Source organism: Kitasatospora sp. NBC_01287 (assembly GCF_026340565.1).
In the GTDB taxonomy this organism is placed as follows: domain Bacteria; phylum Actinomycetota; class Actinomycetes; order Streptomycetales; family Streptomycetaceae; genus Kitasatospora.
The window spans coordinates 4,493,307-4,516,415 of the sequence record NZ_JAPEPB010000001.1 but is presented as its reverse complement, the minus strand read 5'-3'; the positions used below and the strand labels follow the sequence as shown (position 1 = coordinate 4,516,415).

Annotated in this window: 20 protein-coding genes; 12 read left to right on the top strand and 8 right to left on the bottom strand. The window is 73.6% G+C overall.

From position 1 onward, the window contains the following. Window positions 1-109: 109 nt before the first annotated feature. The 4 genes from OG455_RS19220 to OG455_RS19205 all read right to left on the bottom strand — a co-directional run bounded on the left by OG455_RS19220 (window position 110) and on the right by OG455_RS19205 (window position 3,031). Window positions 110-493 (bottom strand): hypothetical protein, encoded by a 384-nt coding sequence (locus tag OG455_RS19220; protein ID WP_266295371.1) that lies wholly within the window; start codon window positions 491-493, stop codon window positions 110-112. A gap of 31 nt (window positions 494-524) precedes the next feature. Continuing rightward, entirely contained in the window at window positions 525-1,955 is a 1,431-nt protein-coding gene (locus OG455_RS19215; RefSeq protein ID WP_266295369.1) for a hypothetical protein, read from the bottom strand. Beyond that, window positions 1,955-2,287 (bottom strand): WXG100 family type VII secretion target, encoded by a 333-nt coding sequence (locus OG455_RS19210; protein WP_266295367.1) that lies wholly within the window; start codon window positions 2,285-2,287, stop codon window positions 1,955-1,957. Before OG455_RS19210 ends, OG455_RS19215 begins: the two co-directional genes overlap by 1 nt. Window positions 2,288-2,503: 216 nt before the next feature. Next, window positions 2,504-3,031 carry a hypothetical protein gene (locus OG455_RS19205; protein WP_266295365.1) on the bottom strand — a complete coding sequence of 176 codons (528 nt, stop codon included), beginning with the start codon at window positions 3,029-3,031 and terminating at the stop codon, window positions 2,504-2,506. 302 nt (window positions 3,032-3,333) lie between these two features. On the opposite strand from OG455_RS19205, the gene OG455_RS19200 reads away from it, so the two are divergent. The 6 genes from OG455_RS19200 (at window position 3,334) to OG455_RS19175 (ending at window position 10,990) form a co-directional block, all read left to right on the top strand. Further along, window positions 3,334-3,984: a flavin reductase family protein gene (locus tag OG455_RS19200; protein WP_266295363.1), complete on the top strand. Its 651-nt coding sequence runs from the start codon at window positions 3,334-3,336 to the stop codon at window positions 3,982-3,984. Between the two features lie 95 nt (window positions 3,985-4,079). After that, window positions 4,080-5,405: a deoxyribodipyrimidine photo-lyase gene (locus OG455_RS19195; protein WP_266295361.1), complete on the top strand. Its 1,326-nt coding sequence runs from the start codon at window positions 4,080-4,082 to the stop codon at window positions 5,403-5,405. A gap of 164 nt (window positions 5,406-5,569) precedes the next feature. Then, complete coding sequence (locus OG455_RS19190; protein ID WP_266295359.1) at window positions 5,570-6,733, top strand: hypothetical protein; 1,164 nt, start codon at window positions 5,570-5,572, stop codon at window positions 6,731-6,733. Between the two features lie 170 nt (window positions 6,734-6,903). Continuing rightward, window positions 6,904-7,422 carry a bacterial proteasome activator family protein gene (locus OG455_RS19185; RefSeq protein WP_266300869.1) on the top strand — a complete coding sequence of 173 codons (519 nt, stop codon included), beginning with the start codon at window positions 6,904-6,906 and terminating at the stop codon, window positions 7,420-7,422. Between the two features lie 131 nt (window positions 7,423-7,553). After that, entirely contained in the window at window positions 7,554-9,005 is a 1,452-nt protein-coding gene (locus OG455_RS19180; protein WP_266295357.1) for a protein kinase, read from the top strand. Window positions 9,006-9,346: 341 nt separating this feature from the next. After that, window positions 9,347-10,990 carry a protein kinase gene (locus OG455_RS19175; RefSeq protein WP_266300868.1) on the top strand — a complete coding sequence of 548 codons (1,644 nt, stop codon included), beginning with the start codon at window positions 9,347-9,349 and terminating at the stop codon, window positions 10,988-10,990. A 7-nt stretch (window positions 10,991-10,997) separates the two neighbouring features. Here the strand turns inward: OG455_RS19175 and OG455_RS19170 are convergent, their stop codons facing one another. Together OG455_RS19170 and OG455_RS19165 are read right to left on the bottom strand one after the other, a co-directional pair. Continuing rightward, window positions 10,998-12,122, bottom strand: coding sequence for a phosphotransferase (locus OG455_RS19170; protein WP_323185541.1), 1,125 nt, complete (start codon window positions 12,120-12,122; stop codon window positions 10,998-11,000). A gap of 109 nt (window positions 12,123-12,231) precedes the next feature. After that, complete coding sequence (locus OG455_RS19165) at window positions 12,232-12,891, bottom strand: response regulator transcription factor (RefSeq protein WP_266295355.1); 660 nt, start codon at window positions 12,889-12,891, stop codon at window positions 12,232-12,234. A gap of 354 nt (window positions 12,892-13,245) precedes the next feature. Between OG455_RS19165 and pdhA the strand changes: the two genes are divergently transcribed. The 6 genes from pdhA to OG455_RS19135 all read left to right on the top strand — a co-directional run bounded on the left by pdhA (window position 13,246) and on the right by OG455_RS19135 (window position 21,115). After that, complete coding sequence (gene pdhA / locus OG455_RS19160; protein ID WP_266295353.1) at window positions 13,246-14,397, top strand: pyruvate dehydrogenase (acetyl-transferring) E1 component subunit alpha; 1,152 nt, start codon at window positions 13,246-13,248, stop codon at window positions 14,395-14,397. A 6-nt stretch (window positions 14,398-14,403) separates the two neighbouring features. Beyond that, window positions 14,404-15,375, top strand: a complete 972-nt coding sequence (locus OG455_RS19155; RefSeq protein ID WP_266295351.1) for an alpha-ketoacid dehydrogenase subunit beta — start codon at window positions 14,404-14,406, stop codon at window positions 15,373-15,375. A 13-nt stretch (window positions 15,376-15,388) separates the two neighbouring features. After that, window positions 15,389-16,840 carry a dihydrolipoamide acetyltransferase family protein gene (locus OG455_RS19150; protein WP_266295349.1) on the top strand — a complete coding sequence of 484 codons (1,452 nt, stop codon included), beginning with the start codon at window positions 15,389-15,391 and terminating at the stop codon, window positions 16,838-16,840. Window positions 16,841-16,977: 137 nt separating this feature from the next. Further along, window positions 16,978-18,237 carry a benzoate/H(+) symporter BenE family transporter gene (locus tag OG455_RS19145; protein WP_266295347.1) on the top strand — a complete coding sequence of 420 codons (1,260 nt, stop codon included), beginning with the start codon at window positions 16,978-16,980 and terminating at the stop codon, window positions 18,235-18,237. A 135-nt stretch (window positions 18,238-18,372) separates the two neighbouring features. Next, a complete protein-coding gene (locus tag OG455_RS19140) occupies window positions 18,373-19,617 on the top strand; it encodes a M64 family metallopeptidase (RefSeq protein ID WP_266295345.1) in 1,245 nt (414 codons plus the stop codon). Between the two features lie 163 nt (window positions 19,618-19,780). After that, complete coding sequence (locus tag OG455_RS19135; protein ID WP_266300866.1) at window positions 19,781-21,115, top strand: nitrate/nitrite transporter; 1,335 nt, start codon at window positions 19,781-19,783, stop codon at window positions 21,113-21,115. Between the two features lie 84 nt (window positions 21,116-21,199). Here the strand turns inward: OG455_RS19135 and OG455_RS19130 are convergent, their stop codons facing one another. Then, window positions 21,200-21,958: a Bro-N domain-containing protein gene (locus tag OG455_RS19130; RefSeq protein ID WP_266300865.1), complete on the bottom strand. Its 759-nt coding sequence runs from the start codon at window positions 21,956-21,958 to the stop codon at window positions 21,200-21,202. A gap of 253 nt (window positions 21,959-22,211) precedes the next feature. Next, window positions 22,212-23,048 (bottom strand): maleylpyruvate isomerase family mycothiol-dependent enzyme, encoded by an 837-nt coding sequence (locus OG455_RS19125; RefSeq protein WP_266295343.1) that lies wholly within the window; start codon window positions 23,046-23,048, stop codon window positions 22,212-22,214. Window positions 23,049-23,109: the final 61 nt, after the last annotated feature.

Genomic DNA, 23,109 nt, shown 5'->3' with positions numbered 1-23,109 from the left:
GAGCGGGACCCGCCCCGGCTCACGGAACCCTGGCCACCACTGTGCCGGTGGTCCCCCTGGTGACCGACGCGTCGGTGCGTTCAGCGCTCATGCGCACGTCGGAGCCCGGTCACAGGAACGTGCGCACCTGGCCCCAGACCTCGATCAACCGTTCGCGGGACACCTCGGGGACCTGGTGGCCGAGTTCCCGTACCCGGGCCACGAACTCCCCGGGCAGAGCGGCGTGGTAGGTCTGGAGGTAGAACCAGAGGTCGCCGCGCCAGACCCACTCACCGTCAGTGAAGAGCGAGTCGCCGCCGAGGATCCGGTAGTCGCTGCCCAGGACGTCGCGCAGAGAGCCCATGGCGCTGAAGAGTTCGCTGCCGTCGCGCAGGTACGCGGTGATGGCGGCCTCGTCGGGCAGGGGGTCCCCGCCGACCAGGTCGGTCAGCCGGCCGACCGGTTCGCCCGCCTCGGCCGGCCAGAACTCCTGGTAGAAACCGAGGATCTGCACGGGGTCTCCTAGTGGTCGGTGAGTCATTGGGTCATTGGGTCATGGGCAGGAAGGTCCGCCAGTAGCCTTCCCCGAAGATCTGGGGCTCCTGGCCGGCACCCAGCGCGGGGACGGTACCCACCTTATTGGTGGGGGCCATGACCGGGACGCCGAGCTCGTTGGCGAGGGTCTGGGCCGCCGGGACCTCCGCGATCCCGTCACCGACCGTGCCGGAGTGGCAGGAGACGAGTCGGATCGGGCCGCCTTCGTAGTAGGGGCTGTTGCGGATGGCGTCCGCGATGTGGCCCGGGTGGGTGTCGCCGCCCGAGAACCCCTTGCCGGCGGCGTTGATCCGGCCGGGCTCGAAGTACCCCTGGTTGTTCCCGTGGATCACCACGTCGTGGTAGCCGGGCTTGGGCGCGACGTTGTCGAAGTTGGACACCGTGCTGGAGTCGTAGCCGACGGCCGTGGACCCGGGGCGGTAGTACACGGGGTCGCCGGTCGGTAGCGCGCCGTCCCCGGGGATCCTCGGCGGCACTGGGAAGTCGGACTTGTCGTCGTTCTGGGCGGCGCGCTGACGTCGGGTGCCCATCTGGTCGGGCGCGGGGTCGTCGTTCCCCCTGCCCCCCGGTGCGGCGGCTCCGCCGATGATGCCGGCCGCAAGGTCGAGGGGGTCGATGCTGCCGCCGTTGAAGACGGCGTCCTGGCCGGCCGCCATGCCGCCGCCGACGAGCATGCGGCCGGGCATGGTGCTGAGGGCGTTGAGAGCGGGGGCGAGGGTGTCGCTGGATTCGGCGAGGATCTTGGCGCCGGCGCCGAAGCCGCTGGCGGCGCCGCCGGCGATGCCGCCGGTTTCGGCGGCGTCGAGGATCTCGGTGCCGCTGATGCCCTTCTGGTCGCCGAAGGCGATCTTGATGGGCTGGGCGACCGCGAGGTCGACGGTGGCGGATTCGGCGGCGCCGAAGACGGCCCCGGTCAGGACGGTGCCGGCGATGGTGGCGACGGTTTCGGAGACGGTGACGCCGACCGCGGCGGCCGCGCTGACGATGCCGGCGGCGGCCCCGTCCGCGGCGGCCTCGGAGAGGCCGCCGGTGAAGAACGCCAGGGCCGTGCCGGCGATCAGGACGCCGCCGACGAGGGCGATCTTCTCTTCCAACTGGTGCTTGGCCTTGCCGACTTCGTCGGCGTACTGGGTGAAGGCCTTGGCGATCTGGCGGCAGGCGTCGGAGGTGTCGTGGAGCCAGCCCTTGCCGCTGTCGTAGTACTGGGCCCAGAACTTGCCGAAGGCGTCCACGGCGGGGCCCGAGTTGTCGTGGACGATGCCCTGGGCGGTGGTGTTGGCCTTGGAACAGACGTCGTCGATGGCGTCGGCGCAGTCGCTCCAGGCCTTGGCGGCTCTGCGCAGTCCGTCCTCGTCGGCGTCGGGCCACCACATGCCGGTGAGGTCGCGGACGGTCTTCTCGGCGTCCTGGGTCAGCCCCATTACTCGCCGGCCTTCAGCGAGGTGGCGGCGGTGGTGTCGGTGCCCTGATGGTTGCCGGCCATGGCTTCCAGGCCGAGGTGGATGCTGGCCATGCCCTGGACGAGGACGCCCAGCGACTTGACCAGGGCGGTGTGTCGGGGGTCGTAGGCGTCGCCGAACTTCTTGCCCTGGTCGTCCGCGCCCCACGGTGAGCCGAGGTCCTTGAGGGTGGACTCCAGGTTGGTGACGGCCGACCCCAGGCGGTCGCTCTGGGTGGTGAAGTCCGGTGCGGCCGTGAGGATGTCGGCCGGATGGACCGAGAAGCCGGCACCGCCACCAGTGGAGTCGGTCATGAGTCCCCCCATTACGTATGACCAGTCAGATAGATGGTATCTACCGTGAACAGGGGATTTTTGAGGGGCGGATGTGTGACAGAGGTGCGACGCGTGGGGGCTTCTTGACAGGCTCCGACGTCCGAGGTGGTGGTGCGGGAGGTGACGCGGCAACGGGCCGGTGGCCGGGGGAGCTGGCCCCGGCCACCGGCCCGTTGCCGGGCGCCTGCTCGCCGGTCAGCGGCGGTAGCCGGGCTCCTCGCGGTAGTTGACCAGCGCCCAGATGATGAAGACGTCGATGGCGATCACCACCAGCGACCAGAGCGGGTAGTACGGGACGAAGACGAACTGGGCGATCAGCGACAGCCCCGTCAGCGCGACGCCGGTCCAGCGCGCCCAGCCCGCCCCGCTGAGCACCCCGACGCCGACCAGTGCGATCAGCACGCCGAGCGCCAGGTGGATCCAGCCCCAGGAGGTCAGGTCGAAGCGGAAGACGTAGCGCGGGGTGGCGACGAAGACCTGGTCCTTGGCGATGCCCATGATGCCCTGGAAGACCGCGAGCAGGCCGTTGACCAGCATCAGGACACCCGCGAACATGGTGCCGCCGTCGGCCCAGCCGCTGCCGCGGGGCGGGCCGGTGGGACGGCCGGGTCGGTTGGCGCTGCTACTGGTGCTGCTGCTGGTACTGCTGCTACTGCTGCTGCTACTGGTGCCGCTGGGGCGTTCGGGGTCGGGCTGGGGGTCGCGGTACTGGCCGGTGGACATGGTGGCGGCTCCTGTCTGGTCGTGCGGCCGTGTGCCGCCACTTCCGACGAATGCCTCATGACGAATGCCTCATATCAGACATTCCGATGATCGTGAGTCTAGGAGTGCGCCATCCGTGCTGCATCTCGCCCGGCTGTCCCGCCTGCCCCGCTCCCGCCCGCCTGCCCCGCTCCCGCCCGTCGGCGGCGGCCAACGCGAGGTCCGATGACCGCCAGCGCCGGCCGCCGCGCCCGCCGAGAGTGGAGCCGCGGGCCGGCCCCGAGCCGCCCGCGTCCTGCGACCCCCTGCGCGAGAGGCGAGACATGCACGTGGTGCCCGGGCTCAAGGTGCTGTACTTCGGAACCCCGGTGGTGCTGATCAGTTCCAGGAACGAGGACGGCAGCGCGAACCTCGCCCCGATGTCCTCGGCGTGGTGGCTGGGCCGGCACGCCATGCTCGGCATGGGGACCGCCAGCAGGACGGTGGAGAACCTGCTGCGCGAGCGTGAGTGCGTGCTCAACCTGCCGTCCGCCGCGATGGCGCAGGCGGTGGACCGGATCGCGATGACCACCGGCAATCCGGCCATGTCACCGACCAAGGAGCGGCAGGGCTACCGCTACGAGCCCGACAAGTTCGCCCTCGGCGGCCTGACCGAGCAGGCCTCGGAGCTGGTGGCGCCGCCCCGGGTCGCCCAGTGCCCGGTCCAGTTGGAGTGCCGGGTCATCGCCTCGCACCCGTTCGGCGACCCCGTCGCGTCCCGGACGGTGGCCATCCAGGTCGAGGTGCTGCGCGCCCATGTCGCCGAGGAGTTGGTCATCCCGGGGACCGGTTACGTGGACCCGGTGGGCTGGGACCCGCTGATCATGAAGTTCTGCGAGTACTTCGGTGGCGGCGCCAACGTCCATCCCTCGCGCCTGGCCGAGGGCTGGGCGATGCCGCACGGGCTGCCGGTCGCGGCCGGCAGCGGCCGCTGACGACACGCCGGGCGGATGAGCCGCCGACCGGGGCCCGGTTCTGATGGTCTCTGCGGGACCTGACCAACGCCCCGAGAAGGACCCGGACCCGGCCCATGACCGTCACCATCGCCCTGTTCACCCAGGACCTGCGGTTGCACGACAACCCGGTGCTGCACGCGGCCCTCGCCGACGGGGACGAGGTGGTCCCGCTCTTCGTGCTGGACCAGGACCTCGCGGCCACCGGCTTCGCGGTGCCCAACCGGCAGGCGTTCCTGCTGGACTGCCTGGTCGATCTGGACGCCTCGCTGCGCGCGGTCGGCGGGCGACTGGTGCTCCGCCAGGGCCGCACCGCGGACGAGGTGGCCCGGCTGGTCGAGCAGACCGGGGCCGCCTCGATCCACCTCGCCGCCGGGGTCAGCGGTTTCGCCGCGCGGCGCGAGCGCGAGCTGCGCGAGCGGTTCGGGGCCCGGCTGCGGGTGCACGACGCCTCGCTGACCGCGCTCGCGCCGGGCGCCGTCACCCCGGTGGGGAAGGACCACTACGCGGTCTTCACCCCGTACTTCCGGGCCTGGCAGCGGGCCGAGCGGCGCACCGTCCGGCGGGCGCCGCGGGCCGTGCGGGTGCCGGACGGGGTCCAGGGCGTGCCGCTGCCGAGGGCGCGCGCGGACTCGCCCGCGCTCCCGCCGGGCGGTGAGAGCGCGGGGCGGCGGCTGTGGCGGGCCTGGTCCCCCGACCGGTACGAGGAACAGCACGACGACCTCGCCGCCGACGGCACCTCGCGCCTGTCGCCCTACCTGCACTTCGGTTGCCTCTCCGCGGGCGAGCTGGTCGCGCAGGCCGTGCGGCGCGGCGGGCCCGGTGCCGAGGCCTTCGTGCGCCAACTGGCCTGGCGCGACTTCCACCACCAGGTCCTGGCCGCCCGCCCGCAGGCGGCCCGACTGGACTACCGGAGCAAGGGCGACCGGTGGCCGTACCACGAGCGGGAGGTCGAGGCCTGGCGGCGGGGCCGCACCGGCTACCCGATCGTGGACGCCGGGCTGCGCCAGCTCGCCGCCGAGGGCTGGATGCACAACCGGGCCCGGCTGCTCACCGCCTGCTTCCTCAGCAAGACGCTCTACCAGGACTGGCGGATCGGCGCCCGGCACTTCCTCTCGCTGCTGGTCGACGGCGATCTGGCCAACAACCAGCTGAACTGGCAGTGGGTGGCCGGCACCGGTACCGACACCCGCCCCAACCGGGTGCTCAACCCCCTGGTCCAGGCGGACCGCTACGACCCCGAGGGCACCTACGTGCGCCGCTGGGTGCCGGAGCTCGCGGGCATCCCCGGGCGGGCCGTGCACCGGCCCTGGCTGCTGGCGGACCGGCCCGACTATCCGGAGCCGATCATCGACCCCGGGCTGCTCGCGGCCCGGCTGCGGCAGGCCCGGGGCCTGGACTGAGCGCGGGTACGGCCATCGGGCGCCGGCGCCGGGCGCTGGGCCGGGCCGGGCGGGGGTCCGTTCCGTCCGGCATGCCCGGCGCGGCGGGCTGTGTGACGCTGGAGCGGAGCTGTCCCGCCGCCGGCGGCCCCTCGGGGCACCGGCCGTCGGAAGGACCGTCGTCCGTGGCCAAGACCTCGCTCTCGTCGCTCCCGCTCTCTGCCACTTCCCGTTCTTCCCGCTCCTCCCGGTTCTCCGCCGCCCCCGGCAGCGAGCCCCGGCCCCGGCCCCGCCGCCGGGGCGCGCGCCGGACCGGGCCACTGGCGGCCGGAGTCGCCCTGACGGCACCGGTGCTGCTCGCGCTGCTGATACCCGTCGCCGCCGCGCAGGCCGCCACCGGGGGCGCGCTGCCGGTGGCCGAGCCGGTCAATTCCGCCTCGCAGGGCCCCGAGCGCCCGTTCCCGCTGCTGCGGCCGATGCCCGAACCCGGGGCGGAGTCCGCCGATCCGGCCTCGGACCAGCCGGGGGCGTGGGCCTCCGACGCCTCCGTGCCGGCCCCGGCCGCCGCCCCCGTGCCCGCCGCCGCGCCGACCGAGGCCGCCGCGACCGCCGGCTCCGCGCTCCCGGGTGACCCGGGCGCACTCACGAGCACCGCCCCGGGGCCGGCCACGCCGGGTCCGGGCCTGCCGGGCGCCGCCGAGCCGGGCACGGCAGCCCCGGGCGGTGCGCCGCCCACCGCGGCGGCCGCCCAGAGCCCGGCGGCCGACCCACCGGGCGCCACGGCCCCGGGGACCACGGCCCCGACCGCCGTGGCCGCCCACCCGTCGGAGGCCGCGCCGTCCAGGCCCGCGGCGGATCCGACCCGCCGGCCGCGCCCGACACCGGAGCGGACCACGGCGCCGAGCGACCAGCCCGCGCCCACCGCTGATCCCGTCGGTCCCACTGGTCCCACCGTCCCGGGTGAGCCCGCTGACGCGGCCGACCCCGCCGGCGCCGGTGACCCGGGAGTCGTGGTCATCCCGGCCGCCGCCCCGCCCACCGCGGACCCGGCGATCGGCGGGGCACTGCCGGCCGACCCCCCGGCCGCCTCCGCACCGGCCCCGGCCGGCCCGGCGGACGCGGGCCCGCCCGCTGCCGCGGCCCCCGCCACAGACCCCGCCCCAGACCCCGCCATCGATCCGCAGGCCGCCGATCCGCAGGCCAACGGCCCGCAGGCGGCCGCCGGGCGCCAGAGCGCGAGCGCGGTGCGGCTGCGCGGCCCGGTGGTGCTGGTGCTGCCGCTGGGCGCCGGGCTCGTGCTGATCGGCCTCGGGCTGGCCCTGGTGGGAGTGCGGCTGCGCCGCGGCTGACCCGGGCCGGCCGTGGTCGGTTGACCCTCCCACCGGCCGAAGCATATGAAGGAGTTATGACGAAGCCGCTGAACGAACGGCCCGAGCACGAGCCGTACCAGGGATCGAAGGGACCGGACGGTCTGTCCGAGGAGGGCCCGCAGCAGGTGCTGATCGTCGGCCCGGACGGGATGGCGGTCGGCACCGCGCCGCAGGGCGCCGGACGTGCCTTCGGCCGGACGGGTGAGGAGGGGGAGCACCGCGAGCTGCCGGTGACCGAGATGGTCGAGCAGCCCGCCAAGGTGATGCGGATCGGCAGCATGATCAAGCAGCTGCTGGAGGAGGTCCGCGCGGCTCCGCTCGACGAGGCCAGCCGGGTCCGGTTGAAGAACATCCACGCCAGCTCGATCAAGGAGCTGGAGCTCGGCCTGGCCCCGGAGTTGGTGGCGGAGCTGGAGCGGCTCTCGCTGCCGTTCACCGAGGACACCATCCCGACCGAGGCGGAGCTGCGGATCGCCCAGGCCCAGCTGGTCGGCTGGCTGGAGGGCCTCTTCCACGGCATCCAGACCGCGCTCTTCGCCCAGCAGATGGCCGCCCGCGCGCAGTTGGAGCAGATGCGCCGCGCCCTGCCGCCGGGCAGCGCCCCGCAGGACCTGGACTTCGAGGAGCCCGGCGAGGGCCGCGGCATCCGCTCCGGTCCCTACCTGTAGCGGACCCGCGGCCTTCGGCACCGCCACGCCACCGCGCCCCGCAACCGTGCCGGGGAGCGGTGGCGTCCAGCGGTGGGGCAGCCGATACCCTGACCCCTGTCGACGGCCCGCCGAGGGGGAAGCAGAGGACCATGAGCGAGGACGGCAGCACCGGAGTGGACCAACCGCAGGGGCAGCTCCACTCGCTGGGCCATGGCCGGTACGTCCTGAAGCGCCTGCTGGGCGAGGGCGGCATGGCCTCGGTCCACCTGGCGCACGACAACGTGCTGGGCCGCAACGTGGCGGTGAAGACGCTGCACACCGAGCTGGGCCGGGAGCAGTCCTTCCGCGAGCGCTTCCGCCGCGAGGCGCAGGCCGTCGCGCGGCTGTCGCACTCCAACATCGTCACTGTCTACGACAGCGGCGAGGAGGTGGCGCGGGACGGGGCCACCACGCCCTACATCGTCATGGAGTACGTCGAGGGCCAGTCGCTGCGCGACGTGCTCAACCAGGCGATCGCCGAGCACGGCGCGATGCCCACCGATCAGGCGCTGCGGATCACCGGCGCGGTGCTGGCCGCCCTGGACACCTCGCACGACCAGGGCCTGGTGCACCGCGACATCAAGCCGGGCAACGTCATGGTGAACACCAAGGGCGAGGTCAAGGTGATGGACTTCGGCATCGCCCGGGCCATGCAGTCGGGGGTCACCTCGATGACCCAGACCGGCATGGTGGTCGGCACCCCGCAGTACCTCTCGCCCGAGCAGGCGCTGGGCAAGAGCGTGGACGCCCGCTCCGACCTCTACTCGGTCGGCTGCATGCTCTTCGAACTGCTCACCGGCCAGCTGCCGTTCGACGGGGACTCGCCGTTCTCCATCGCCTACAAGCACGTCCAGGAGCCGCCGCCGGCGCCCTCCAGCGTGAACCGCGCGGTCACCCCCGCGGTGGACGCGCTGGTGGCCCGCGCGCTGCGCAAGGACCCGGCCCACCGGTTCCCGACCGCCGCCGCGATGCGCGAGGAGGTCGAGCGGGTGCTGGCCGGGGAGCAGGCCGGCCCGGCCGCCACTCCGCTGGTGATCAGCGAGGGGCCGCGCGCGGTGCACGCGGCCTCCTCCTCACTGGCCAACTTCCCGCCGGTGACGGGCGACATCAACACCCCGAACCCGCAGGTCGGCCAGCACTACCAGCCCACCCACACCGGCTCGCCCTACGGCCCCGGGCCGCAGACCCCGCCGCCGGCCTACGGCCCGGGCCCCACCGTCGCGCAGCCGCCGCACTTCCAGCCGCCGCCGGCCTACCAGACCCCGGCGCCGCAGCCCTTCCAGACGCCGCCCGCCTTCCCGCGGCAGGCGCAGACCCCGCCGCCCATGCCGATGCCGATGCAGCAGCCGATGCAGCAGGGGGTCCAGTACCTGCCGCCGAAGTCCGACAACCGGGGCTGCTCCACGGCGCTGGTGGTGGTCGGCGTGGTGGTCGGCCTGCTGGTGCTGATGATCATCATCATCGCGATCGTGGCGACCAAGAGCGCCGACACCAGCAGCAGCGGCCTGTCGAGCCTGCCCGCCGTGGCGGCCCGGCTGTCCGCCGGGCCCGACCTGACCTAGAGGACTGACGAAGCCCCGCCCGCCCGGCCGCCTGCCGCACCCCGGGAACCCATTCGGGGTGCGGGGGCCGGAGGCGGTAGCGTTCCGGGGGAGCGAATCGAAAGGGCGACCGCGACCAGAGCGTCGGCCCGGGGCGAGGAGTAATGGCACAGACGCATGAACCGGGCGACGGCGGGGGAGAGCGCACTCCCGCCCCCGGTGTCGGTCCCGGTCCCGGTCAGCGGCACGACGGCGAGTACGACCACCAGGCCGAGGAGACCACCGCGGCCCGCGCGCAGGGCCAGCCGCCCGGCGCGCCGTACGGCGGTCCCGGCACCCCCGGTCGGGGCGTTGCCGCGGCCATGGGCACCCTCGGCGACGGCCGCTACCGGCTGACCCACCGGCTGGGCCGCGGCGGCATGGCCGAGGTGCTGGCCGCCCAGGACATCCGGCTCGGCCGCACGGTGGCGGTCAAGCTGCTCCGGGTCGAGCTGGCCCAGGACGAGGTGGCCCGGCTGCGGTTCACCCGCGAGGCGCACTCGGTCGCCTCGCTCAACCACCACTCGATCGTCGCGGTCTACGACACCGGTGAGGATCTGGTGGGCGGGGAGTCGACCCCGTACATCGTGATGGAGCTGGTCGAGGGCCGCACCGTCCGCGAGCTGCTGGTGGCCGAGGAGGCCCCGCCGGTCGACCAGGCGCTGATCATCATCGCCGGGGTGCTGGAGGCGCTGGACTACAGCCACCGGCACGGCATCGTGCACCGCGACATCAAGCCGGCCAACGTGATCATCACGACCGCCGGCGCGGTCAAGGTGATGGACTTCGGCATCGCCCGGGCGCTCGACGGCGCGGCCAGCACCATGACCCAGACCGGCATGGTGATGGGCACCCCGCAGTACCTCTCGCCCGAGCAGGCGCTGGGCAAGCCGGTCGACCACCGCTCCGACCTGTACGCCGCCGGCTGCATGCTCTACGAGCTGCTCACGCTGCGTCCGCCGTTCACCGGCGACACCCCTCTCTCGGTGGTCTACCAGCACGTCCAGGACGCGCCGGTGCCGCCCTCGCAGGTCAACTCCCGGGTGCCCTGGCAGCTGGACGAGCTGGTGCTGCGCTCGCTGGCCAAGAGCCCGGACGACCGCTTCCAGAGCGCCGACGAGTTCCGCGCGCACGTGCAGCACGCGCTGCGCGAGATGCACGGCGGCGCGGGTGGCTACCCCACCGGCGGCATGCTCGGTGGCCCGGCCGGCGGGCCCGGGCGGGACGGCACACCCGGGCAGGGCACCGCGGTGACCGCGATGCTCGGTGCCAGTGCGCTGCCGCCGAACGACCGGACCACCGTGCTGCCCTACGGCGGTGCCACGGCCTCCGGCTACCAGACCCCGCGGCAGCCCTATGGCGGCGCGGGCGGCGGTGCCGGCGGTGCCGGTGGTGGTGGCGCCGACGGCTACGGTGGCGGCGGGTACGAGGACGAGCCGCGGCCGGCGGGTGGCCGCCGCAAGGCGCTGGCCTGGGCGGCGGGCGTGGTGCTGGTGGCGGCGGCCGGGATCGGCATCGCCGTGGCGGCCACCGGCGGTAGTGGCGGTGGCGGCCAGAACGTGATCCCGCCGGGGCCGAGCAACTCGACCGTGGTGTCCGAGTCGCCGAGCGACCAGCCGACCACCAGCAGCCCGACGCCCTCGCCGACGCTGTCCCCGACCCGCACCCGCACGCCCACGTACCAGCCGCCGACCGAGAGCGTGCCGCAGACGCCGAGCCAGCCGACCTACCGCCCGACCAGGTCCAGTTCGCCGACGGCCAGCCCGTCCGGCTCGGCCTCGCCGTCGAGCTCGTCGACCGCCTCGTCCCCCGCCGTGCCGTCGAGCTCGGGGAGTCCGGGCGGTGGCGGCGCCTCGTCGTCCGGTGCGCCGCCCACCAGCGGGGCATCGAGCGGCGCCGCCAACCCGCCGCCGGCCTCGTCCAAGGCGAGCCCGCCGATCAGCATCGGTACGCCGCCGGTCAACTGACGGTCCATCAGTTCACGAACGCGTCGAGGACCTGCTCGTACTCCTGGCACCACCAGACCGTCTGCGCGGCGGCGGCCGGGAAGAGCGGGTCCGCGCGCGGGTCGGCGCGCTGGTAGTGCCACTGCAGCATCCAGAAGTCGTTGAGCCGCTCCCACCAGACCCGGTGGGCGGCCAGCGCCAGTTCCTCGGCCCCGGCGCCCGCCGCGGCCCGGTAGCCGCGCGCGTAGCGGCGCACCCGGGCCAGGTCCAGCTCGCCGGTGGCCGGGTCGTTGAAGATCAGCGTGGCGGCCCGGACGGCCTCCTCGGCGCGCGGGCGCACCCGCAGTCGGTCCCAGTCCAGCACGGCCGCCACCCGCCCGCCGCGGTGCAGCAGGTTGAGGCCGTGGAAGTCGCCGTGCACCCAGCCCGAGGGGCCGATCGCGGCGGGGTCGGGCCGGCGTCCCTGGTGGGTGGCGAGCAGCTCGATCCGCTCGGCCAGCCGGTACTCGGCCAGTCGGTCGAAGGCGCTGCAGGGGCGCCGGCGGGCGGCCAGCGCGGCCAGCCGGGCGGCCAGCTCCGCGCTGGCCTCCGGGTCGGCGCTGGGCAGCGCGGCGGGCTGGGCGACGGGGGCGCAGACCTGCGCCAGGGCGCCGTGCAGTTCGGCGAGCAGCGCGCCCAGCTCCGCGCACTGTCGCGGGTCGAGTTCGGCGCCGGTGCGGTGCCGGCCGGCCACCCAGGGGTAGAGGGCGAAGCGCCGGCCTTGGTGGTCGGTGGTGGTGCGCCCGTCCCGGGCGGTCAGCGGGGGCGGCACCGGCAGGCCGAGTCCGGCCAGCGCGAGGGTGGCCCGGTGCTGCGCGGTGATCGCGGCCAGGGTGGCGGTGGCCGGCTCGACGTAGCACTTGAGGAAGTACCGGCCGGTGTCGGTGGTCACCCGGTAGCCCCGGTTGAGCAGGCCCTCGGCCACCGGCTCGGCCGCGAGCAGCCGGCCCAGGCGGTACTCGCGCAGCAGCCGGGCCAGCGCCCGGCGCGGGACGGGCGGGCTGAGCGTGCCGACCGGCGGGGCGTCGGTGTCGGGGCCGTCCAGCGGCGGGGCGTCGGTGTCGGGCAGGCCCGGTTGCGGGGCTTCTACCAGGGCGATCTGACGGTCTGTCACGTCTGATCATGGTAGCGACGGGCCCCTGGCGTGCCCCGGTTGGCCGAAATTGCCCGGTTGTGAGCGGCCCCTCCCACGCCATGATCACCGACGGAGCGTCAACGACCGCCTAGTGGTGCTGATCTGTGCCCAGCCGGGCCACGTAGGCGGCCGCCTGGGTGCGCCGCGCCATACCCATTTTGGCCAGCAGACTGGAGACGTAGTTCTTCACCGTCTTCTCCGCGAGGTGGAGTTCACCGCCGATCTGCCGGTTGGTCATCCCCTCGCCGATCAGGTCCAGGATCCGCCGCTCCTGCTTGGTCAGCTGGGCCAGCTTCTCGTCCTCCTTGCCGTCCTCGCCGCGCAGCCGCTCCAGCACCCGGCTGGTGGCCGCCGGGTCGAGCAGCGACTTGCCGGCCGCCACGTCGCGCACCGCCGAGAGCAGGTCGCTGCCGCGGATCGCCTTGAGCACATAGCCCGAGGCCCCGGCCATGATCGAGTCGAAGAGCGCCTCGTCGTCGGAGAACGAGGTGAGCATCAGGCAGCGGACCCCGGGGTGCTGCGAGCGGATCTCGCGGCAGACCTCGACGCCGTTGCCGTCCGGCAGCCGGACGTCCAGCACCGCGACATCGGGGGCCACCGCCGGGATCCGGGTGAGCGCCTCGGCGGCGGTGCCGGCCTCGCCGACCACCTCGATGTCCGGCTCGTCGGAGAGCAGTTCGTGGACGCCGCGCCGGACCACCTCGTGGTCGTCGAGCAGGAACACCCTGATTCGCCCGTTTTCGTTCATTGGCAAATGCTCCCATAGCGTCATAGGCCTGACCTATCGTCCGCACCGGCTCCTCGCACAATCTGTCCGGCGAACCCCCTTACGCGAAGCGCGCTGCCCGGATAGCGTGCGCAGGTGTCCTGACGGCACCCCGGTGCGAGCTCCTGTGCCCGGTTCGACCCCCACCCTGGTCGGAACAAGTAGGACGTCCTAGCGCAGGCGCGCCAAGAGCGCCCGCTGGGTAACGTTCTCGTGAGGACGCCGTCGGAAAAGGATCACCACCTGCCGCGTATTCGGTGCGCCCACCCCGCGCACCGTGCGAGGAGGTGACCGGACCGGTCACCGGCGACCCCGGGCGGCCGGACAGACCGAGGAGTGAACGTGACCGTCAAAAGCACGGCGAGGGCGCGCAAGAAGGCCGCCCCCGGCGTCCCCGAGAGCCCCGGCACGGGGAAGGACGCCCCTGCCGAGCTCGTCCAGCTGCTCACCCCGGAAGGCGAGCGGGTCGAGCACCCGGACTACCCGCTGACCGTCACCCCCGAGGAGCTGCGCTCCCTCTACCGTGACCTGGTGCTGGTGCGGCGCTTCGACGCCGAGGCCACCGCGCTGCAGCGGCAGGGCGAGCTGGGCCTGTGGGCCTCGCTGCTCGGCCAGGAGGCGGCGCAGGTCGGCAGCGGCCGCGCGATGCGGGAGAGCGACTACGCCTTCCCCACCTACCGCGAGCACGGTGTGGCCTGGTGCCGCGGGGTCGACCCGCTCAACCTGCTCGGGATGTTCCGCGGCGTGAACCACGGCGGCTGGGACCCGAACGAGAAGAACTTCCACCTCTACACCATCGTGATCGGCTCGCAGACGCTGCACGCGACCGGCTACGCGATGGGCATCACCAAGGACAGCGCCGACGACGCCGTGATCGCCTACTTCGGCGACGGCGCCTCCAGCCAGGGCGATGTCAGCGAGGCCTTCACCTTCGCCTCGGTCTACAACGCGCCGGTGGTGTTCTTCTGCCAGAACAACCAGTGGGCGATCTCCGAGCCGACCACCAACCAGACCCGGATCCCGCTCTACCGCCGCGCCTCCGGCTTCGGCTTCCCGGGCGTGCGGGTGGACGGCAACGACGTGCTGGCCTGCCTGGCGGTCACCCGCTGGGCGCTGGACCACGCCCGCAGCGGCAACGGCCCGGTGCTGGTCGAGGCCTTCACCTACCGGATGGGCGCGCACACCACCTCGGACGACCCGACCCGCTACCGCGACGCCGAGGAGACCGAGGCCTGGAAGGCCAAGGACCCGATCTCCCGGCTCAAGGCGCACCTGGAGCGCGAGGGCCTGGCCGACGAGGAGTTCTTCGCGGGCGTCGAGGCGGAGAGCGAGACCCTGGGCCTGCGGGTGCGCGAGGGCGTGCGCTCCATGCCGGACCCGGACGCGACGCTGATCTTCGACCATGTCTACGCCGAGCCCCACTCTCTGGTGGCTGAGGAGCGTGCCGAGTATGTCGCGTACGCGGAGTCGTTCGAGGGCGGGGAGTAACCGAACATGTCCAAGCTCACCATGTCGAAGGCCATCAACGAGGGCCTTCGCTCCTGCCTGGAGACCGACCCGAAGACCCTGGTGATGGGGGAGGACGTCGGCAAGCTCGGCGGTGTCTTCCGGGTCACCGACGGCCTGCAGAAGGACTTCGGCGAGGACCGGGTGATCGACACCCCGCTGGCCGAGTCCGGCATCGTCGGCACCGCGATCGGCCTGGCGCTGCGCGGTTACCGCCCGGTGGTGGAGATCCAGTTCGACGGGTTCGTCTACCCGGCCTTCGACCAGATCGTCACCCAGCTCGCCAAGATGCACGCCCGCGCGCTCGGGCACATCAAGCTGCCCGTCACCGTCCGCATCCCCTACGCGGGCGGCATCGGCGCCGTCGAGCACCACAGCGAGTCGCACGAGGCCTACTTCGCGCACACCGCCGGCCTGCGGGTGGTCACCCCGTCGAACCCCAACGACGCCTACTGGATGCTGCGCCAGTCGGTCGAGTCCGACGACCCGGTGATCTTCCTGGAGCCCAAGGCCCGCTACTGGGACAAGGCCGAGATCACCGCCGCCCCCGAGCTGGACCTGCACGCGGCCAAGGTGGTGCGCCCCGGCACCGACCTGACGCTGCTGGCCTACGGTCCGATGGTCAAGGTCTGCCTGGAGGCCGCCCAGGCCGCCGAGCAGGACGGCCGCCACCTTGAGGTGGTCGACCTGCGCTCGCTCTCGCCGGTCGACTTCGCCGCCCTGGAGGCCTCGGTGCGCCGCACCGGTCGGGCCGTGGTGGTGCACGAGGCTCCGGTCTTCATGGGCATGGGCGCCGAGCTGGCCGCCCGGCTCACCGAGCGGTGCTTCTACCACCTGGAGGCGCCGGTCCTGCGGGTCGGCGGCTACCACGCGCCGTATCCGCCGTCCCGGGTCGAGGAGCAGTTCCTGCCCGACCTGGACCGGGTGCTGGACGCCGTCGACCGCGCGCTGGCGTTCTGAGGGGAGTGAACCGATGACCACCGCTCTCCGTGAGTTCAAGATGCCCGATGTGGGCGAAGGCCTGACCGAGGCCGAGATTCTCAAGTGGTACGTCCAGCCGGGCGACACCGTCACCGACGGCCAGGTCGTCTGCGAGGTGGAGACCGCGAAGGCGGCCGTCGAGCTGCCGATCCCGTTCAACGGGACGGTCGAGGCGCTGCACTTCCCCGAGGGGTCGACGGTCGACGTCGGCACCGCGATCATCGTGATCGCCGTGGCGGGCGGGGCACCGGCTCCGGCCGAGGCCGCACCGGCGGCCGCCCCCGTGGCGGAGCCGGCCGAGCCGGCCGAGCCGGCCGAGCCGGCCGAGCCGGCCGAGCCCGAGCGGCGCGAGGTGCTGGTCGGCTACGGCCCGCGCACCGGCGGGACCCAGCGCCGGGCCCGGCGCACCACGGCCGCCGCCCCGGTGGCCGCCGCGCCGGTCGCTCCCGCCCCGGTCGCTCCCGCCCCGGTGGCCGCCGCGCCCGCGCCGGTGCCCGTGCCGGTGGTGGCGGCCCAGCCGGTCGGCACCGAGCGGCCGCTGGCCAAGCCCCCGGTCCGCAAGCTCGCCAAGGACCTGGGCATCGACCTGCGCACCGTGGTGCCGACCGGTCCCGACGGGATCGTCACCCGCGAGGACGTGCACGCCGCCGCCGCGCCCGCCGCCGCCCCCCAGGCGCCGGCCCCGCTCGCCGCGCAGGCGGCCGTCCCGGTGGCCGAGGCCGTTCCGGTCGCCGTCACCGGCGGCGACGTGCGGATCCCGGTCAAGGGCGTGCGCAAGGCCACCGCCCAGGCGATGGTCGCTTCCGCCTTCACCGCGCCGCACGTCACCGAGTTCGTCCAGGTCGACGTCACCCGCACGATGAAGCTGGTGCGCACCCTGAAGGAGAGCGGCGAGCTGGGCCAGGGGGTGCGGGTCAGCCCGCTGCTGCTGGTCGCCAAGGCGCTGCTCACCGCGATCAAGCGGCACCCCGGGATCAACGCCAGCTGGGACGAGGCCGCCCAGGAGATCGTGCTGCGCGGCCAGGTCAACCTGGGCATCGCGGCCGCCACCCCGCGCGGCCTGATCGTGCCGAACATCAAGAACGCCGGCGCGCTCACCCTGGCCGGTCTGGCCACCGAGCTGGGGTCGCTGATCGACACCGCCCGCCAGGGCAAGACCTCTCCGGGCGACATGTCCGGCGGCAGCGTGACCATCACCAACGTCGGCGTCTTCGGCGTCGACACCGGCACCCCGATCCTCAACCCCGGCGAGGCCGCCATCCTGGCCTTCGGCGCGGTGCGGGAGCTGCCGTGGGTCCACAAGGGCCGGGTGGTGCCCCGCCAGGTCACCACCCTGGCGCTCTCCTTCGACCACCGGATGGTCGACGGCGAGCTGGGCTCCAAGGTGCTGGCCGACGTCGCCGCGATCCTGGAGCGGCCGAAGCGGCTGATCACCTGGGCCTGAGGGCCTGGCAGGCACGCCACGGGCCCCGCACCTCGCTCTTCGAGGTGCGGGGCCCGTGCGTTCCCGGGCCGCCGCCCGGGGTGCCCGGTGCGAAAAAATCTTCGGACGTGCCGGACCGGCTGCTGAATACTGCTCAGGTGGCTGATCCCCGCACCATCGACGCCCTTGCCGACGCCCCTGCCGAGGCTCCCCCTGCCGACCCGCAGGCCGAGCCGGACCCCGGCGGGTACTCGCTCCGTCGCGACGTCTCCTTCTCCGCCCTGCTGGCCGGCCTGATCGCGGTGGTGGTCTGCTACTCGGGTCCGCTGGTGGTGGTCCTCGCCGCGGCCCGGGCCGGGCACCTGGACCAGGCGCACACCGCCTCGTGGATCTGGGCGGTATCGATCGGCAGCGGGGTGACCTCGCTGCTGCTCAGCTGGTACTCCCGGCTGCCGGTGGTCACCGCCTGGTCCACGCCCGGCGCGGCCCTGCTGGTCAGCAGCCTGGGCGCGTACACCTATCCGGAGGCCATCGGCGCCTACCTGGTCAGCGGGGTGGTGGTGACGCTGCTCGGGGTGACCGGGCTCTTCGGGCGGCTGGTCCGGGCGGTCCCGACCGGCGTGGTGAACGCGATGCTGGCGGGCATCCTGTTCGAGTTCGGCACCGGGATCTTCAGCTCGCTGCACAGCGGGCCGGCCGTGGTGATCAGCGCGCTGGCCGCCTACCTGGTGGCCAAGCGGCTGCGGCCCCGCTACGCCGTCCCGGCCGCGCTGCTGGTCGGCGCGGTGGCGGCGGCGCTCACCGTGGGCCTGTCGCTGCACTTGGGGCACGGCGGGCTGACCCGTCCGGTGCTGACCGCGCCGGCCTTCGACGGCGCCGCGCTGATCGGCCTCGCGCTGCCGCTCACCCTGGTGGCGCTCGCCTCGCAGAACGCGGCGGGACTCGGGGTGCTGCGGACCTTCGGCTACCGGCCCGAGGACCGGCTGCTGGTCGGGGCGACCGGCGCGGCCTCGGTGCTGCTGGCGCCGTTCGGCAGCCCCGGGATCAACATCGCCGCCATCACCGCCGCGATCTGCGCCGGCCCCGAGAGCCACCCGCAGCCGCGCCGCCGCTACCTGGCGGGCATGTCGATCGGCGTGCTCTACCTGGTGGTGGGCTGCTTCGGCGGGGTGCTGGTCAGCCTCTTCGCCGGGCTGCCCGCCGCGCTGGTGGCGGTGGTCGGCGGAGTGGCGCTGATCGGCGCGTTCCAGGGCAGCCTGGCCGCGGCGCTGGCCGACGAGCGGGGCCGCGAGGCGGCGGCGGTGACCTTCCTGGCCACCACCTCGGGGATGACCCTCTGGGGGATCGGCGCCGCCTTCTGGGGACTGCTCCTCGGCGTGGGCACCCAGCTGGTCCTGACGGCGCGCAAGCGGGGGTGAGCCGCCCGGCGTGGCGCATCGGCCTGCCGGGTGAGATGTGCTACCGAATGTCGGTCGGCCGCCACGGAACGGGTACGTCTGTGCGACCCCCACCCGCGCGCCCGCCGGGTGACCGGAGCACCGAGGACCGTCCGTATGACGCCTGGCAACCCTGGCCGTCTCATCCGGAGTCTGGCCGCACTCGCCCTGCTCGCGGCGGCCGTGCTGCCCGCCGCCCTGGAGCTGACCGGTCCGGCGCCGTTCGCCGTGATCGGCCCCGCCGCGAACTCACTCACCGACCGGGCCGCCCCGCCCAGGGGCGGGAGCGCGGTCCAACCCGCCCGGCTGCGCACCGGCACCGCCCCGACCGTCGACATACGCCGCACCGGTGATCCGGCCAACCGGATCACCCTGGTGCTGCTCGGCGACGGCTACGCCGCGAGCCAGCAGGAGCTCTTCCGCCAGCAGGCCGACCAGGCCTGGCGGGCGCTGATGGAGATCGAGCCGTTCCGCACCTATCAGGACTTCTTCAACATACGGCGGGTCGAAGTGGTCTCCCCGACCGCCGGGATCGCCGAGACGCAGGGCAGGGGCAAGCGGCCCGGCACCCCGCTGGGCATGCACTTCTGGTGCGAGGGCACGGCGCGCCTGCTCTGCGCCGACGAGGCCGCCACCGCCCAGTACGCGGGGCCGGGCGAGGGGCCGCAGTACCTGATCGCGCTGGCCAACTCGACCGAGTACGGCGGGGCCGGCGGCACCGGGGTGACCACGCTCGCCGGCGGCAGCCCCGACGCGGGCCGGATCATCCAGCACGAGATCGGCCACACCGTGGGCGACCTGGGCGACGAGTACGACAGCGCCCCCAAGGACGCCGACTACCCCAACCTCTCCACCCAGGGCGCCGACGCGATGCGCCGCGACCACCTCAAGTGGTGGCGCTGGCTGGGCAGCGACTCGCCGGACGGCGGCGGCCAGGTGGGCGCCTACCGCAGCGCCAACGGCATCTACCGCCCCACCACCGACTCGGTGATGCGCACCCTGGGCGGCAGCTACAACCTCCCCTCCCGGGAGGCGATCATCGAGCAGCTCTACCGTCGGCTCTCCCCGGTGGACGGCGTCGAGCCCGCGGCGGGCCGGGTGGTCGGCCAACCCCGGCTGACGGTGCGTCCGCTCCACCTGACCGGGAGCCGCCAGCTCCAGGTGGACTGGAAGGTGGACGGCAGGCCCGTGCAGCCGGGCTCGGCCGACCGCACCTGGTTCGACCCGGCGACGCTGGCGCTGGCACCCGGTCAGCGGGTGACGGTGACCGCGACGGTGCGGGACACCACGGACTGGGTGCGTGACGAGGCGTACCGGGACCAGCACATGACGCGTGCCGTGAGCTGGGTGGTGACGGGGTGAGCGGGATCACGGGCTCCTGACCGGGAGCATCGAATGATGGGATGACTAATCTGGGTGCACTATGACCGTGGACCCAGCCAGCGTCACCCGCTCCTCTGCCGCCCCTGGTCCCGCCGCTGCCGGCCGCACCGTCCCCGGCCCGCGGATCGCCGATGCCACCGCCGTGCTCCAGGGGCCCGGCGGACGGGCCGCCTGGTTCGCCTGGAGCATCGGGGTCAGCGGCTACGTGCTCGCGGTGATCCACCGCACCAGCCTCGGGGTGGCCGGGCTGGACGCGGCCCAGCGCTTCGGGGTCGGCGCCGCGGCGCTGGCCACCTTCTCGATCGTCCAGGTGCTGGTCTACGCGGCGATGCAGGTCCCGGTCGGGCTGCTGGTCGACCGCTTCGGCCCGCGCCGGGTGCTGCTGCTGGGTGCGGTGCTGCTCACCGCCGGCCAGCTGGCCTTCGCCTTCAGCACCGCCTTCCCTCCCGCGCTGGCCGCCCGGGCGGTGATCGGCTGCGGCGACGCGATGACCTTCATCAGCGTGCTGCGGATCGTCGCGCGCTGGTTCCCGGCGGCGAAGAACCCGCTGGTCGCCCAGCTCACCGGGCTGGCCGGGATGGGCGGCAACCTGGTGACCACCGTGGTGCTCGCCCAGGCGCTGCACAGCGAGGGCTGGACCGCGAGCTTCACCGCGCTGGCGCTGCTGGGCGTGCTGGTCTTCGCCCTGATCGCGCTGCTGCTGCGGGAGGCGCCGCCCGGTGCCGCGGCGCCCTCGCCGATCGCCGGCGCCGCTGTCGCTGGTGCTGGTGCCGGTGCCGCTGTCGCCAGTGCCGCCGGTGCCGCCGGTGCCGCCGGTGCCGCCGCCACCGCGCGGCCGCCGATCCGCGAGCAGATCCGAGACTCCTGGCGGGAGCCCGGTACCCGGCTCGGCCTCTGGGTGCACTTCACCACCCAGTTCCCCGCCAACGCCTTCGCCCTGCTCTGGGGCCTGCCCTACCTGGTCGAGGGCCAGGGCAGGAGCCGGGGTCAGGCGGGCGGCCTGCTCACCCTGCTGGTCTTCGCCAACATGTTCTTCGGCCTGCTCTTCGGCCGCCTGCTCTCCCGGGGCCCCGCGGTGCGGATGCCCATCGTGCTGACCGTGATCGCCGCCACCGGCGCCTGCTGGGCCGTGGTGCTGGCCTGGCCCGGTGGCCACCCGCCGCTCTGGCTGATCATCGTGCTGCTCGTGGTGATGGGCAGCAACGGCTCCGCCTCGCTGGTCGGCCTCGACTTCGCCCGCTCGCACAACCCCGTCCACCGCCTCGGCACCGCTTCGGGCATCGCCAACATGGGCGGCTTCATCGCGACCATGCTGACCCTGCTGGGCATCGGCGTGCTGCTGGACCTGCTCTCCCCGGGCAGCGGCGACACCTACTCGGCGGCGGCCTACCGGGGGGCGTTCTGCTGGCTGTTCGTGCCGATGGTGCTGGGGACGGTGATGATCCTGCGGCTGCGGGCCAAGGTACGGGCGGTGTAGGGCGGGTGAGCTGGGGCCATGCCTCCAACCCTCATGGGAAGTGAGGGCTGGAGGCATGGCTGTGGACAACCCTGAGGGGTTCGGTCAGGCCGCCAGCAGCCTGATCAGCTCGGCGACCTGACCCGGGCTCCCCTGGATCTCCGCGCGGTCGATCCGGACCGTCATGAGGTCGGTCGAGGCGTCCGGCTCCGGCCCCGCGGGGTCGGCCCGGGGCGCAGCGCTCATCCACCTGGCCAGTTCGACCAGCCGCACCTTGCCGCAACCCGGGGTGACGAGACGGCTGCCCCGGATCCCGACCCGGTCCGGCTCCGGGCACTCGAAGTACGGCCCGAACGGCGGACCGCTGTCCTCCTCCGGAGCCGGCAGACGGCCCGTCATCTCGCCGTGCGCGCAGTGCAGCGTCCCGTCCGAGTGCACCCGGACGCCGGGGAGGTCGTCCCGCTCGATCTCGGCGACGATCCGCACCTGCTGTCCGATCGCCTCGGCCAGGGTCTCCGCCATCCGCTGCCGCTGCCTCGGGACGTCGGTGTCGCCGCGCCGGACGGAGGGGAGCAGCTCGCGGGTGACCCACTCCTGGAAGGGGGCGGCGTTGGGCTTCCTGGACCTGAGGATCAAGGTGTAGAGGCCGGCCTCGTTGATCACGTTGAGGTAGGGATTTCCACGCACGGAGGCATTCTGACCTGGCGTTCGGTCGTATGCCTGAGTTGAACTCAGGCATACCGAGCGCATGTCGATGGTGCGAGTGTCCTCTCGCCCGACCATGCGGCTGGCCCAGGTCGGGCTGCCACGGTGAAGGACGGCGCAGAGATCCGCCGTGGCGAACCACGGCTCCCCGTCGATCATCACCACCCGGATCGGCTGCCCCGTCACCGGGAAGCTGGTCCGCATCAGCACCATGCCCGTGCCCGTGCCCGCACTCGTATCACTCACGGCAGATCCCGCTTTCGCTCGACGAAGGGATGTGCCATGCGCAACGACCCCGAACCTCCGCCGTACGGGGTGGCGCGCGCCGCGTGGGTGTGCGAGGGGTGCGCCACCCCGCGTGCGGTGTGACGAGTACGCCGGTCGTACTACCCGGCAACCGGCCAGGTGCGGGTCAGTGGGTCTGGACGAAGTTCGCCAGCACCCGCTGCGCCAACTCCTCGTCGCCGTCGATCCGCAGGGCGCCGGCCGGGAGGGCGCCGGGGCGCACGCGGCCGCAGGCGAGGCGGAGCCAGGTCTCCCAGTCGAGGGTGAACTGGACGTCGGGGCCCAGGCTGATCTGGGCGTCGATCGAGCCGTGGCCGTTCTCGTCGACCCGGATGGTGCGCAGGAATTCGAGCGGGCCGGTGACGTCGAAGACCACCACCGCACCGGCGGGGGCGCCGGCCTCCTTGGCGACGATCTTCGGCAGGCCCCGCAGCAGCAGGTCGCGGGTGACCTGGGCGCCGGGGGAGTCCAGGTTGCCGGGAAGCCGCAGCGCGCGGCGCAGGTCCTGCTCGTGCACCCAGACGTCGAGCACCCGGATCTGGAGCAGTCGCTGGTAGGGCAGGTCGAAGGAGTACGGGCCGGCCGGGAAGCGCACCGTGTCCTCGGCGGCGGTGGTGGCGGTGCGCAGGGCACGCGCCCGGCGGATGATCACGTACTCCAGCTCCGAGGTCATCTCGGGCGCGGTGTGGCAGCGGCGCTTGTCCACCGGGAGTTCGAGGTAGCGGGAGACCTCGTCCTTGATGTGCCGCAGGTCGCTGGGGAGCGAGTGGATCGGGCGGGGGTCGCCGAGCAGCTCGGACTCTACGGCGATCACGTGCGAGACGATGTCGCGCACCGACCAGCCCGGGCACTCGGTGGGCCGGTTCCAGGAGTCGCCGGGCAGCGAGGCCACCAACTCCGCTATGGACTCGATGGAGTGCGTCCAGGCGTCCGTGTAGGCCTGTACGGCCTGATTCTCGGTCACAGCTCTTCTTCTCCGGCCCATCCGTCGGTTCCAGGGGCAAACCGCACGTTACGCTGCCCGC

Bases quoted from the DNA above. Each gene is read 5' to 3' on its own strand.
- OG455_RS19215 (WP_266295369.1), bottom strand. From the start codon at position 1,955: ATGGGGCTGACCCAGGACGCCGAGAAGACCGTCCGCGACCTCACCGGC.
- OG455_RS19210 (WP_266295367.1), bottom strand. From the start codon at position 2,287: ATGACCGACTCCACTGGTGGCGGTGCCGGCTTCTCGGTCCATCCGGCC.
- OG455_RS19205 (WP_266295365.1), bottom strand. From the start codon at position 3,031: ATGTCCACCGGCCAGTACCGCGACCCCCAGCCCGACCCCGAACGCCCC.
- OG455_RS19200 (WP_266295363.1), top strand. From the start codon at position 3,334: ATGCACGTGGTGCCCGGGCTCAAGGTGCTGTACTTCGGAACCCCGGTG.
- OG455_RS19195 (WP_266295361.1), top strand. From the start codon at position 4,080: ATGACCGTCACCATCGCCCTGTTCACCCAGGACCTGCGGTTGCACGAC.
- OG455_RS19185 (WP_266300869.1), top strand. From the start codon at position 6,904: ATGGCGGTCGGCACCGCGCCGCAGGGCGCCGGACGTGCCTTCGGCCGG.
- OG455_RS19180 (WP_266295357.1), top strand. From the start codon at position 7,554: ATGAGCGAGGACGGCAGCACCGGAGTGGACCAACCGCAGGGGCAGCTC.
- OG455_RS19175 (WP_266300868.1), top strand. From the start codon at position 9,347: ATGGGCACCCTCGGCGACGGCCGCTACCGGCTGACCCACCGGCTGGGC.
- OG455_RS19165 (WP_266295355.1), bottom strand. From the start codon at position 12,891: ATGAACGAAAACGGGCGAATCAGGGTGTTCCTGCTCGACGACCACGAG.
- OG455_RS19155 (WP_266295351.1), top strand. From the start codon at position 14,404: ATGTCCAAGCTCACCATGTCGAAGGCCATCAACGAGGGCCTTCGCTCC.
- OG455_RS19150 (WP_266295349.1), top strand. From the start codon at position 15,389: ATGACCACCGCTCTCCGTGAGTTCAAGATGCCCGATGTGGGCGAAGGC.
- OG455_RS19140 (WP_266295345.1), top strand. From the start codon at position 18,373: ATGACGCCTGGCAACCCTGGCCGTCTCATCCGGAGTCTGGCCGCACTC.
- OG455_RS19130 (WP_266300865.1), bottom strand. From the start codon at position 21,958: ATGATCGACGGGGAGCCGTGGTTCGCCACGGCGGATCTCTGCGCCGTC.